This window comes from Streptomyces sp. NPDC048392 (assembly GCF_043200575.1).
In the GTDB taxonomy this organism is placed as follows: Bacteria; Actinomycetota; Actinomycetes; order Streptomycetales; family Streptomycetaceae; genus Streptomyces.
The window spans coordinates 47,767-60,048 of record NZ_JBICYB010000035.1; the positions used below are offsets into that span (position 1 = coordinate 47,767).

The 12,282-nt window shown below is 69.9% G+C and carries 9 protein-coding genes, 1 tRNA gene and 1 pseudogene; 7 read left to right on the plus strand and 4 right to left on the minus strand.

Going from position 1 to position 12,282, the window contains the following annotated elements:
* Positions 1 to 151 precede the first annotated feature (151 nt).
* The 6 genes from eno (at position 152) to ACGFYH_RS31220 (ending at position 6,927) form a co-directional block, all read left to right on the plus strand.
* Positions 152 to 1,432, plus strand: coding sequence for a phosphopyruvate hydratase (eno, locus tag ACGFYH_RS31195; protein ID WP_393806536.1), 1,281 nt, complete (start codon positions 152 to 154; stop codon positions 1,430 to 1,432).
* A gap of 105 nt (positions 1,433 to 1,537) precedes the next feature.
* Positions 1,538 to 2,020 carry a cell division protein DivIC gene (divIC, locus tag ACGFYH_RS31200; RefSeq protein WP_393806537.1) on the plus strand — a complete coding sequence of 161 codons (483 nt, stop codon included), beginning with the start codon at positions 1,538 to 1,540 and terminating at the stop codon, positions 2,018 to 2,020.
* 50 nt (positions 2,021 to 2,070) lie between these two features.
* Positions 2,071 to 2,613, plus strand: coding sequence for a DUF501 domain-containing protein (locus tag ACGFYH_RS31205; protein WP_393806538.1), 543 nt, complete (start codon positions 2,071 to 2,073; stop codon positions 2,611 to 2,613).
* Positions 2,610 to 3,572: an exopolyphosphatase gene (locus tag ACGFYH_RS31210; protein ID WP_393806539.1), complete on the plus strand. Its 963-nt coding sequence runs from the start codon at positions 2,610 to 2,612 to the stop codon at positions 3,570 to 3,572. Before ACGFYH_RS31205 ends, ACGFYH_RS31210 begins: the two co-directional genes overlap by 4 nt.
* Before the next feature lie 396 nt (positions 3,573 to 3,968).
* Positions 3,969 to 5,381, plus strand: coding sequence for an NAD(P)/FAD-dependent oxidoreductase (locus ACGFYH_RS31215; RefSeq protein ID WP_393806540.1), 1,413 nt, complete (start codon positions 3,969 to 3,971; stop codon positions 5,379 to 5,381).
* 244 nt (positions 5,382 to 5,625) lie between these two features.
* Positions 5,626 to 6,927: a class I SAM-dependent methyltransferase gene (locus ACGFYH_RS31220; RefSeq protein ID WP_393806541.1), complete on the plus strand. Its 1,302-nt coding sequence runs from the start codon at positions 5,626 to 5,628 to the stop codon at positions 6,925 to 6,927.
* A gap of 69 nt (positions 6,928 to 6,996) precedes the next feature.
* Here ACGFYH_RS31220 and ACGFYH_RS31225 read toward each other — a convergent pair whose 3' ends face one another.
* Together ACGFYH_RS31225 and ACGFYH_RS31230 are read right to left on the minus strand one after the other, a co-directional pair.
* On the minus strand, positions 6,997 to 9,525 hold the full coding sequence (locus tag ACGFYH_RS31225; RefSeq protein ID WP_393806542.1) for an ABC transporter permease: 2,529 nt from the start codon (positions 9,523 to 9,525) through the stop codon (positions 6,997 to 6,999).
* 45 nt (positions 9,526 to 9,570) lie between these two features.
* A complete protein-coding gene (locus ACGFYH_RS31230; RefSeq protein WP_393806543.1) occupies positions 9,571 to 10,341 on the minus strand; it encodes an ABC transporter ATP-binding protein in 771 nt (256 codons plus the stop codon).
* A gap of 448 nt (positions 10,342 to 10,789) precedes the next feature.
* Between ACGFYH_RS31230 and ACGFYH_RS31235 the strand changes: the two genes are divergently transcribed.
* A tRNA-Leu gene (locus ACGFYH_RS31235) sits at positions 10,790 to 10,873 on the plus strand.
* A gap of 393 nt (positions 10,874 to 11,266) precedes the next feature.
* Here the strand turns inward: ACGFYH_RS31235 and ACGFYH_RS31240 are convergent.
* Together ACGFYH_RS31240 and ACGFYH_RS31245 are read right to left on the minus strand one after the other, a co-directional pair.
* A pseudogene (locus ACGFYH_RS31240) lies at positions 11,267 to 11,793 on the minus strand (transposase family protein); the annotation flags it as partial.
* Positions 11,794 to 11,822: 29 nt separating this feature from the next.
* A partial coding sequence (locus tag ACGFYH_RS31245) for an integrase core domain-containing protein (RefSeq protein WP_393806544.1) occupies positions 11,823 to 12,282 on the minus strand: 460 nt, incomplete at its 5' end.

Sequence of the window (12,282 nt, forward strand, 5' to 3'; positions counted from 1 at the left end):
TCGGAAACAATTTACTCTCGGTTCTGTCCAGCGGGTGGTCGATCGGCTGGCCGATCGCCCGGAGCCGGTTAGGCTCGGTCCCGCAGAGCCGCCGCGGTCCTGCGGGACCCGCGCGTCACACCGAAGCGTCACATTGAAGAAGGAGATGCTCGTGCCGTCCATCGACGTCGTCGTAGCCCGGGAAATCCTGGACTCCCGAGGCAACCCCACGGTCGAGGTCGAGGTCGGCCTCGACGACGGCAGCACGGGTCGTGCCGCCGTTCCGTCCGGCGCCTCCACCGGTGCCTTCGAGGCCATCGAACTCCGTGACGGCGACCCCAGCCGTTACCTCGGCAAGGGCGTCGAGAAGGCCGTGCTGGCCGTCATCGAGCAGATCGGCCCGGAGCTCGTCGGCTACGACGCCACCGAGCAGCGCCTGATCGACCAGGCCATGTTCGACCTGGACGCCACCGACAACAAGGGCTCGCTCGGCGCCAACGCCATCCTCGGCGTCTCCCTCGCCGTCGCCCATGCCGCCTCCGAGGCCAGCGACCTGCCGCTCTTCCGCTACCTGGGCGGTCCCAACGCGCACCTGCTGCCGGTGCCGATGATGAACATCCTGAACGGCGGCTCGCACGCCGACTCCAACGTGGACATCCAGGAGTTCATGATCGCCCCGATCGGCGCGGAGTCCTTCTCCGAGGCCCTGCGCTGGGGCGCCGAGGTCTACCACACGCTCAAGAAGGTCCTGAAGAACAAGGGCCTGGCCACCGGTCTCGGCGACGAGGGCGGCTTCGCCCCGAACCTCGGCTCCAACCGCGAGGCCCTCGACCTCATCCTCGAGGCGGTCAAGGAGGCCGGCTACACGCCCGGCGAGCAGATCGCCCTCGCGCTCGACGTCGCCGCCTCCGAGTTCCACAAGGACGGCTCCTACACCTTCGAGGGCAAGGAGCGCACCGCCGTCGAGATGACCGAGTACTACGCCGAGCTGGTCGAGGCGTACCCGCTGGTCTCCATCGAGGACCCGCTGTTCGAGGACGACTGGGACGGCTGGAAGGTCCTCACCGAAAGGCTCGGCGACAAGGTCCAGATCGTCGGCGACGACCTGTTCGTCACCAACCCGGAGCGTCTGGCCCGTGGCATCGAGGAGGGCGCCGCCAACGCCCTGCTGGTCAAGGTCAACCAGATCGGTTCGCTCACCGAGACCCTGGACGCCGTGGAGCTGGCCCAGCGCAACGGCTTCAAGTGCATGATGTCCCACCGCTCCGGCGAGACCGAGGACGTCACCATCGCCGACCTCGCCGTCGCCACCAACTGCGGCCAGATCAAGACCGGCGCCCCCGCCCGCTCCGAGCGCGTCGCCAAGTACAACCAGCTGCTGCGCATCGAGGAGATCCTCGACGACGCCGCGGTGTACGCGGGCCGCAGCGCGTTCCCCCGCTTCAAGGGCTGAGCGCCGCTCTCGTAGGCAGCGTCGTACGTACGTCCCCGTACGCGGTCCCGTACCGTGTGCGGGGACGTACGCACGTAGGACGACGCACGAATGCGGAGGCGGGACATGGCGGTGAAGGACCGGGACCGTTTCTCCACCGCGACCAGGATCCGGATCATCGGGGAGCAGACCGCGGCCCGGGTCTACCGCTCGCAGACCAGGCGCCAGGCCCGGCGCTCCCGGCTGACCGGCCGGGCCGCGCTGCTCGCGATGGTGTTCTGCTCGCTCGTCGTGGCCCTCGCCTATCCGACACGGCAGTACGTCGCCCAGCGCGCCGAGATCGCCGATCTCCAGCGGGAGCAGCGGGAGACCCGGCAGCGGGTCGAGGACCTGCGCGACCTCAAGGCACGCTGGCAGGACGACGCCTACGCCGAGCAGCAGGTCCGGCTGCGGCTGCACTATGTGATGCCGGGGGAGACGGGGTTCGTCGTCGTCGACCCGGACGCGGCCGAGCAGGCCCGCGCCGAGGCCGGCGCGGCCGACCGCCCCTGGTACCGGAACGTGTGGGACGCGGTCGACAAGGCCGACGCCGCCGCCCGCCGGCCGTGAAAGCGACCGCGCCGGCAGTGACTCAACAGGAAGACCAGTAGAAGACAGTCATGCAGACTCCCCCGCCGACCACCCCGCGCACCGAGCCGACCGACGCGGACGTGGCGGCCTTCAAGCAGCAGCTCGGGCGGCCCCCGCGCGGCCTGCGCGCCATCGCGCACCGCTGCCCGTGCGGGCAGCCCGACGTCGTGGAGACGGCGCCGCGCCTGCCCGACGGCACGCCCTTCCCGACGCTGTACTACCTGACGTGTCCGAAGGCGGCCTCGGCGATCGGCACGCTGGAGGCGAACGGCGTGATGAAGGAGATGACCGAGCGGCTGGGCACCGACCCCGTCCTGGCCGCCTCCTACCGCGCCGCGCACGAGGACTACATCCGGCGCCGCGACGAGATCGGGGAGCTGAGCGGCTTCCCGAGCGCGGGCGGCATGCCGGACCGCGTGAAGTGCCTGCATGTGCTGGTCGCCCACTCGCTGGCGGCCGGTCCGGGCGTCAACCCGCTGGGCGACGAGGCGATCGCGATGCTGCCCGAGTGGTGGCGCAAGGGGCCGTGCGTGTCCCGCACGGACGCCACGGACGAGGAGGGCGGCAAGTGACCCGGGTCGCCGCCATCGACTGCGGCACGAACTCCATCCGGCTGCTGGTGGCCGACGCGGACCCGGCGACGGGCGGACTGACCGATCTGGACCGCCGCATGACCATCGTGCGGCTCGGCCAGGGCGTCGACCGCACCGGGCGGCTGGCGCCCGAGGCGCTGGAGCGGACCTTCGCCGCCTGCCGCGAGTACGCCGAGGTCATCAAGGGACACGGCGCCGAGCGGCTGCGCTTCGTGGCCACCTCCGCCTCCCGGGACGCGGAGAACCGGGACGACTTCGTGCGCGGCGTGCTGGACATCCTGGGCGTGGAGCCGGAGGTCATCTCGGGCCGCCGGGAGGCCGAGTTCTCCTTCACCGGAGCCACCAGGGAGCTGGCCGGCCGCGACGACCTGGACAGGCCGTACCTCGTCGTCGACATCGGCGGCGGCTCCACCGAGTTCGTCGTCGGCGACGACCACGTGCGCGCCGCCCGCTCCGTGGACGTCGGCTGCGTCCGGTTGACCGAGCGGCACCTGGTGCACGACGGCGTGGTGACGGACCCGCCCACCGGGGCGCAGGTCGCCGCGATGCGGGCCGACATCGAGGCGGCTCTCGACCTCGCCGGGCGGACGGTGCCGCTGCGCGAGGCGCGCACCCTCGTGGGGCTGGCCGGGTCCGTGACGACGGTGTCCGCGATCGCTCAGGAGCTGCCGGAGTACGACTCGGCCGCCATCCACCACTCCCGCGTCTCCCACGACCGGGTCCGGGAGATCACCGACCGGCTGCTGCGCTCCACCCACGCCGAGCGCGCGGCGGTCCCCTCCATGCATCCGGGCCGGGTCGACGTGATCGCGGCCGGGGCCCTGGTGCTGCTGTCGGTCATGGAGCGGACGGGCGCGCAGGAGGTGGTCGTGAGCGAGCACGACATCCTCGACGGCATCGCGTGGTCGGTCGCGCAGGGGTTCCGCGGTGCGGTCTGAGCAGGACGGACGACGATTGAGCGGGGATCGGGGGGCCTTGCGGGCTCCTCGGTGACGTCCCGTCGGGAAAGTTCGTGAAGTTCTTCACAAGGAATTGGGCCCTGTCGGACGACGAAAGCGCGCCCGTTGACCCCTTTGGGGTTTCAACTGCCCTTTGAACGTGTTCAGGACGGTGTTCCGAGGGGGTCCCGCAAGACCCTCGCGGGAGGCTGGTCCACCGTCCCGGAGGGGCGGATGTGCAGCTCAAGCGGCATTGACAACGGGGTCCCCTACACGCTGGTTCCGTCTCCCGCCATGATCTCCGTCACGTCGGCGGGGGATGGTAGCACAGCCGCCACCGAAGCTTGTGAAGGGGCGCACGAACCACCCCCCTCAGCCGGGTGGATACTCGATGGCATGAGCACCACGGAGCGTCCCAGGATCCTCGTAGTAGGCGGTGGGTACGTAGGCCTGTACGCAGCTCGACGCATCCAGAAGAAGATGCGTTACGGCGAGGCGACCGTCACCGTCGTCGACCCGCGGTCGTACATGACCTACCAGCCCTTCCTCCCCGAAGCCGCCGCCGGCAGCATCTCCCCGCGGCACGTCGTCGTCCCCCTGCGGCGCGTGCTTCCGAAGGCGGAGGTCCTCACCGGCCGGGTCACGACCATCGACCAGGACCGCAAGGTCGCCACGATCTCCCCCCTGGTGGGGGAGGCGTACGAGCTGCCGTTCGACTACCTGGTCATCGCGATGGGCGCGGTCTCCCGCACCTTCCCGATCCCCGGCCTCGCCGAGCAGGGCATCGGCATGAAGGGCATCGAGGAGTCCATCGGCCTGCGCAACCACGTGCTGGAGCAGCTCGACAAGGCCGACTCCACCACCGACGAGGAGATCCGCCGCAAGGCGCTCACCTTCGTCTTCATCGGCGGCGGTTTCGCCGGCGCGGAGACCATCGGTGAGGTCGAGGACATGGCCCGCGACGCGGCCAAGTACTACAACAACGTCTCCCGCGAGGACATGCGCTTCGTCCTCGTGGACGCCGCCGACAAGATCCTTCCCGAGGTCGGCCCCAAGCTCGGCCAGTACGGCAAGGAGCACCTCGAGGGCCGCGGCGTCGAGGTCTACCTGTCCACCTCCATGGACTCCTGCGTCGACGGCCACGTGGTGCTGAAGAACGGCCTGGAGGTCGACTCCAACACCATCGTGTGGACGGCCGGTGTCAAGCCCAACCCGGCGCTCACCCGCTTCGGTCTGCCGCTGGGTCCCCGCGGTCACGTCGACTGCGAGCCGACCCTCCAGGTCAAGGGCACCGACTACATCTGGGCCGCGGGCGACAACGCCCAGGTGCCGGACCTGGCCGGCCGCAAGGCGGGCAACGAGAACGCCTGGTGCCCGCCGAACGCCCAGCACGCGCTGCGCCAGGCCAAGGTCCTCGGCGACAACGTGATCTCCGGCATGCGGGGCTTCCCGCAGAAGGACTACCGCCACGCCAACAAGGGCGCGGTGGCTGGTCTCGGCCTGCACAAGGGCGTCGCGATGATCGTCATGGGCAAGATGAAGATCAAGCTCAAGGGCCGTCTCGCCTGGTACATGCACCGCGGCTACCACGGCATGGCGATGCCGACCTTCAACCGGAAGATCCGCGTCTTCGCGGACTGGACGCTCGGCATGTTCCTCAAGCGCGAGGTCGTCTCCCTCGGCGCGATCGAGACGCCGCGCGAGGAGTTCTACGAGGCCGCCAAGCCGGCGCCGGCCGCCGCGCCGCAGGCCGCCGGCCAGGGCGAGAAGGCCGCGAAGCTGGAGAAGACCGAGGCCAAGGCCTCCTGACTCCCGGTCGTTCCCATCCGTAGCAGTCCCCGAAGGGGCCGCCCGCCATCCGTGGTGCGGGCGGCCCCTTCTGCTGCCCGCGGGTGCCCGCCTGCGCCCGCGTGGCGCGCCGTCGGGGCGACGATTCCGTTGGCGTGTACAGCTATTTTGCCGAGTCGTAACGCGCGCCGGGGACTGTACGGCGGGCTCCCAGGTGTTTACGTGGTGCTGGACAGTCCGGGATCGCTCGTCACGGAGGTACGCCATGGCTGACGCCGCGCTGCGGCTGCAAACCCTCTTCGCACAGTTGCTGGGAACACCTCTCCCGGTGCGCATCCGCGCCTGGGACGGTTCGCAGGCGGGGCCGCCGGGCGCGCCCGTCCTCGTCGTCCGCAACCGCAGGGCGCTGCGCCGCCTGCTGTTCAAGCCGGGTGAACTGGGCCTGGCCCGCGCCTGGGTGGCCGGCGAGATCGACGTCGACGGTGACCTCTACACCGCCCTCGGTCTGATGGCCGGCCTCATCTGGGAGCGCGGCGAGGACGCCCGCGGTCTGGCCGAGGCGCTGCGCGACCCCGAGGTCCGGGCCGCCGTACGCGGTCTGGTGAAGCTCGCCGGGTCGCCGCTGCCGCCAGCCCCGCCGCCGGAGGAGGTCCGCCGGGCCCGCCGCCACCTGCACACCAAGCGCAGCGACAGACGAGCCATCAGCCACCACTACGACGTCGGCAACGACTTCTACGCACTCGTCCTCGGCCCCTCCATGGTGTACTCCTGCGCCTACTGGCCCGCCCCGCCGGCCGAGGGGGGCACCTTGGAGGGCGCTCAGCGCGACAAGCTCGAACTCGTCGGCCGCAAGCTGGGTCTGAGCCCCGGTCAGCGTCTCCTCGACGTCGGCTGCGGCTGGGGTTCCATGGCGATCCACGCGGCCCGTGAACACGGCGTGAGCGTCGTCGGCGTGACCCTGTCACAGGAACAGGCCGCCTTCGCCCGCAAGCGCGTCGCCGAGGAGGGGCTCACCGACCGGGTGGAGATCCGCGTCCAGGACTACCGGGACGTCGCGGACGGGCCGTACGACGCCGTCTCCTCCATCGGCATGGCCGAACACGTCGGCGCCGAGCGCTACCTGGAGTACGCCACCGACCTGCACCGGCTCCTCAAGCCCGGCGGACGGCTGCTGAACCACCAGATCGCCCGCCGGCCCCAGCGCGACGAAGCCGCCTACAACGTGGACGAGTTCATCGACGCCTATGTCTTCCCCGACGGCGAACTTGCCCCCGTCGGCACCACCGTCACCCAGCTGGAGCGCGCCGGCTTCGAGGTGCGCGACGTGGAGTCCATCCGCGAGCACTACGCGCTCACCCTGCGCCGATGGGTGGCCAACCTGGAGTCCGACTGGGCGACGGCCACCCGGCTGGTCAGCCCCGGCCGCGCCCGTGTCTGGCAGCTGTACATGGCCGCCTCCGCGCTCGCCTTCGAGCGCAACCGCATCGGCGTCAACCAGGTCCTCGCCGTGAAGACGCCCGACTCGGGCGCCTCGGGCCTGCCGCTGCGCGCCCGCACCTGGAACTGAGCCCGCGTCCGCGCACGCGTGAGGGTCCCGCTCCCACCCGGGAACGGGACCCTCACGCGTGCGCGGCCGTTACTCCGCCTTGATGGCCTGGAGCATGTTCAGGCGGGCCGCCCGGCGGGCCGGCCACAGCGCCGCGAGCACGCCCACCACGGCGGCCAGCAGCAGGAAGACGCCCATCCGGCCCCAGGGCAGGACCAGCTCGTACGTCGCCATGGTGGCGCCCATCAGCTCACCCGCCGCCCAGCCGAAGAACACGCCGAGGCCGATGCCGAGCACCCCGCCGAACAGGGAGATCACCAGGGACTCCAGGCGGACCATCCGCTTGATGCCCTTGCGGTCGAGTCCGATCGCCCGCAGCATGCCGATCTCCTGGGAGCGTTCGAAGACCGACATGGCCAGGGTGTTGATGACACCGAGGACGGCCACGATCACCGCCATGGCCAGCAGGCCGTAGAGCATGTTCAGCATCAGCGTGAACTTCTTCGCGATCTCGTTGGAGAAGTCCTGCTTGTCCTGGATCCTGATCGCCGGGTTGGTGTCCAGCGCCTGCTCCAGGCTGTCCTTCGAGGCGGACGAGGCCCCGTCGGACATCTTCACCATCACCTGCATGTCGACCGGGTCGGACTGGCGCGGGGCGACGGTGGGCAGGTCGACCATGATGCCGCGGATCATCTCGTTGCCCTCGTAGACCCCGGCGACCTTCAGCCGCTGCTTCTCGCCGTCCTCGTAGACGGCGGTGAAGGCGGAGCCGGCCTTCCAGCCGTGGTCCTTCGCGGTGTCGCCGTCCACGACCACGTTCGCACCCCCGACCTCGAAGGCGCCCTGCTCGACCTCGAGGTCGAGCAGCTCGCCGATCGTGGAGCCGGTGACGCCGGTGAGGTATTCGGTGTCCCCGCCGACGCGGGACTCCGCGTTGCGCAGCGGGCTGACGGCGGTCACGCCGTCGGCCCCGGCCAGCTTCTCGGCGACGTCCGGGGCGAGGTAGTTGCCGTTGGCCATGGAGACCACGTAGTCGGCCTCGATCGACTCCGACGCCATCTTGTCGATCGACTTCTGCAGACTGCCCGCCATCACCGTCATGCCGGTGATCAGGGTGAGGCCGATCATCAGCGCGGAGGCGGTCGCGGCGGTGCGGCGCGGGTTGCGCACCGAGTTCTGCCGGGCGAGCTTGCCGGACACACCGAACACGCGCAGCACGGGCGCCGCGGCGGCGATCAGCGGGCGGGAGAGCAGCGGCGTCAGGATGAACACGCCGATGATCAGCAGCACCGCCCCCATGCCCATCGGGGCCTGGCCGTCCGAGCCGCTCATCGTCGTCGCCGCGAGGACGACCGCGACACCGGCGGCCGAGAACAGCGCGCCGAGCGTGTTGCGCAGGACCAGCGACTTGGTCGTGGCCTTGGCGTGCACGCTGCTCATCGCCGCGACCGGCGCGATCTTCGCGGCCCGGCGGCCCGGCAGCCACGCCGCCAGCATGGTGACCAGGACGCCGACCGCGAGGGCCGTGACGACCGTGCCGGGCGAGACCACCAGCGGACCGTCGGGCACGAGCGCGCCCGTCGAGCCCATCAGGGAGCGCATTCCGGCGCCGATGCCGATGCCCGCGAGCAGGCCGGTCACCGCGGCCACGACGCCCACCACGAAGGCCTCGATCAGCACCGAACGCGTGACCTGCCGACGGGAGGCGCCGACCGCCCGCATCAGCGCCAGCTCCCTGGTGCGCTGGGCGACCAGCATGGTGAAGGTGTTGGCGATGATGAACGTGCCGACGAAGAGCGCGATGCCGGCGAAGACCAGCAGGCCCTGCTTCATGCCGCTCATCGACGAGGCGATCCTCTCCGCCTGGTCGTCGGCCAGCTTCTTGCCGGTGGTGGTCTCGACGAGGTCCTTCGGCAGCGCCTCGTCCAGTTGCGCCTTCAGCGCCGCCTGCGTGACACCGGCCTTCGCCCTGACGTCGATCTCGTCGTACGTGCCGGTCCTGCCGAACAGCTTCTGCGCGGTCGCCGTGTCGAACAGGGTGAGGCTGCCGCCCGCCGCGACATTGCCGTCGTCGGTGGTGAAGACGCCGGTGACCTCCGGGGTGAGGACCGGGCCGTCGACGGACATCCGCACGGTGTCCCCGACGCCGAAGCCGGTGCGCTCGGCGGTCCTGGCGTCGATGAGGATCTCTCCCCCGCCCTTCGGAGCGCGCCCCTCGACCAGCGGGTACCGGGAGTCCTCGGCCCCCCAGTAGTTGCCGCCCTTCGTGCTCCAGCCGTCGCCGATCAGGTCGCCGTCCTTGTCGGCGACGGCGGTGAAGCCGGACACCACGCCGATGGCGGCGGCCGCGCCGGGCACCCGCGCGCTCTTGTCGATGTAGGCCTGCGTCAGCTCGGGGACCTCGCCGACCTTGTCGCCCTCGGCGTCCTGGTACTCGGTCGTGACGGCCACGTCGACCTGGTCGAAGCCCTTGGCGGAGCTGTTCTGCAGGGCGTCGGTGATGGTGTTGGTGAAGACCAGGGTGCCCGACACGAACGCCACGCCGAGCATCACGGCGAGCACGGTCATCAACAGCCTGGCCTTGTGCGCGAAGACGTTGCGCAAGGCGGTACGGAACATGGGCCTTCTCTGTCCAGACGTACGGGGGAGGGGCTGGGCGGGACGTCAGCTGGTGCGGCCCTTGGCGTCGAACCGCTTCATGCGGTCCAGCACCGAGTCGGCCGTCGGCCCGTACACCTCGTCGACGATGCGTCCGTCCGCGAGGAAGACCACCCGGTCCGCGTAGGAGGCGGCCACCGGGTCGTGGGTCACCATCACCACGGTCTGCCCCAGCTCCCGCACCGAGTTGCGCAGGAAGCCCAGCACCTCGGCGCCGGAGCGGGAGTCGAGGTTCCCGGTCGGCTCGTCACCGAAGATGATCTCCGGCCGGGAGGCCAGCGCCCGCGCCACGGCGACCCGCTGCTGCTGTCCGCCGGACAGCTGGGAGGGGCGGTGCGAGAGGCGACCGGACAGGCCGACCATCCCGATCACGGAGTCCAGCCACTGCTTGTCCGGCTTGCGGCCCGCGATGTCCATCGGAAGGGTGATGTTCTCCAGCGCGGTGAGCGTCGGCAGCAGGTTGAACGCCTGGAAGATGAAGCCGATCTTGTCCCGGCGCAACTTGGTGAGCTGCTTGTCCTTCAGCGAGCCCAGCTCCGTCTCGCCGATGCTCACCGAGCCGGACGAGAAGCTGTCCAGCCCGGCGACGCAGTGCATCAGCGTGGACTTGCCGGAGCCGGAGGGGCCCATGATCGCGGTGAGCTCGGCCTGCCGGAAGTCGATGGAGACCCGGTCCAGGGCGACCACCTGGGTCTCGCCCTGGCCGTAGATCTTGGAAAGCTCCGTGGCGCGTGCGGCCACGAGGGTGGACCGGTCGGCGATGGGTGCGGTGGTCACGGGAAGGGCGCTCCTGTCGGTACGGCGTGTGCTCGGGGACTGCATCCATCGTCGCGGCCGTGCGGCGCCGTGTAGTCAGCCGCTGCTCCGGTTTACGGGGGCGACTTCGGGCGGACGGCCATGGCGGCCGTCATACCTGCGGATGACGGGTGGCCCCGACGGGAGTCGCTGTCACACCGGCGCGACGAGGCGAGGCGGTGCGGCGAGGCGGTGCGGCGAGGCGGCGCGGGAACGGGGCGGGCGCCCTCGTCGTGACGGGTGAAATCCCGTCATTCCGCATACACCGCGGACTGTCGCACGCAAGGCTGTTGGCATGTGCTGATGGCCTGCCCCGGTACCTGATGGTCCCTCAGGCGCCAATAAAATAAGACAACATCGGTCCTCCCGCCCACGGTCCGGGAGGTGCGTCCCGATAGGCTCAAGGCACTCGACGCGGAGCCCTTGGCCAGCCCGGATGGTGGAATGCAGACACGGCGAGCTTAAACCTCGCTGCCCCTTCGAGGGCGTGCCGGTTCAAGTCCGGCTCCGGGCACTGACCCGCGAATGGCGCCTGACCTGGTGAAAAGGCCGGGATTCACGGTCCCTCTTTCGTGTCGCTGGCGCACGGCTGGCGCACGGCTTCTCTAGCTTGCTCTTCATGGCGTATGTGAAACCAATGACGAACGCGGCCGGCGAGGTCACCAGCCACCGCGTCCGCTGGCGCCTCGGGGGCGCCAAAACGGCGAGTGGCAGAGCGAGCGGTTCGGCGGTGACGAGGCCGGCCGGGAGGCGGCTGACGTCTTCTGCGAGGCCGTCAATGAGGCGGGTCAGCAGTGGCCCCTAGGTTCTGTCGTCAAATGTCATGCATCAGCCCGAGAGCGGGAGGCGAAGGCTGCTGCGTCGCCGAAAGCCGCTCAAGCGACCCGCAGACTGTCAGTGAGCGTTGTCAGCGTTGCCGCTCCAGAGTGAGGACAGCGGCGGCGATTGACGTCATTCGATTCGGGCTGCACCGGGCCTTGCGGAAGATTCGCCACGACTTCAGTCGTGCGACGCCGAGCTCGACCGGTGCCCGTGCTGTGGACAGTGCGCGGTTGACGGTCTCTTCTGTGGGAGTGAGTCACTGCAGGGGCCCGCGTTTGATGCCAGTGGCCAGCCAGGGACTACCGCCCTGGTAAGCGAGATCGGCCAGGATGGGGACGCCCTGGCACTCGCAGGTGCGGGTGGCGGTCAGATCGTGAGACCGGCCCGGCAACGCAGGTGAGAGCCACAGCAGCCGGCCGCCCTCATCGGTGACAACCTGCACGTTCACACCATGCCGAAGGTGCTTGCACGAGTAGTCCCCGCGTGACTCGCCGACCCGGTCGCACTCGGCGAGGGTACCGTCCAGCAGAACAGAGCCGGGTCGGCATCGCGCAGAACCTTCAGCAACCCCGGCGCGCGCTGGGCGAGCAGGTAGATGACCGCGCCGGTGTAGGTGAACCGCCCCGGGTTCGGTAGAGATCTCAGATTGTGGTGATGACCTGGGGTTTCGTGAGTTCGGTGTAGTAGTTGGCTTCGTATTCGACGGGCGGGATGTGCCCTATCTCACCGTGGAGTCGGCGGTGGTTGTACCAGTCGATCCACTCGGCGGTGGCGAGCTCGACCTGGGAGAGCGTCTTCCAGGGCCGCTGGGGCTTGATCAGCTCGGTTTTGAACAGGCCGATCGTGGACTCCATCAGGGCGTTGTCGTACGCGTCACCGACGGATCCGATGCTCGCTGCGATGCCGGCGGCATCCAGGTGCTCGGCGAGGCGGAAGCTGGTGTACTGCGATCCGGCGTCCGAATGATGTATCAACTCGCCCGGCTGGACAGGGCGTTGGTCACGGACGCGTTGCCAGATCGCCATCTCCAGGGCGTCCAGCACGAAGACCGTCTCCTTCACGGTCGCGGCGGACCAGCCGACGATCCGGCGGGAGAAGGTG

Bases quoted from the DNA above. Each gene is read 5' to 3' on its own strand.
- ACGFYH_RS31220 (WP_393806541.1), top strand. From the start codon at position 5,626: ATGGCTGACGCCGCGCTGCGGCTGCAAACCCTCTTCGCACAGTTGCTG.
- ACGFYH_RS31205 (WP_393806538.1), top strand. From the start codon at position 2,071: ATGCAGACTCCCCCGCCGACCACCCCGCGCACCGAGCCGACCGACGCG.
- divIC (WP_393806537.1), top strand. From the start codon at position 1,538: ATGGCGGTGAAGGACCGGGACCGTTTCTCCACCGCGACCAGGATCCGG.
- ACGFYH_RS31225 (WP_393806542.1), bottom strand. From the start codon at position 9,525: ATGTTCCGTACCGCCTTGCGCAACGTCTTCGCGCACAAGGCCAGGCTG.
- ACGFYH_RS31215 (WP_393806540.1), top strand. From the start codon at position 3,969: ATGAGCACCACGGAGCGTCCCAGGATCCTCGTAGTAGGCGGTGGGTAC.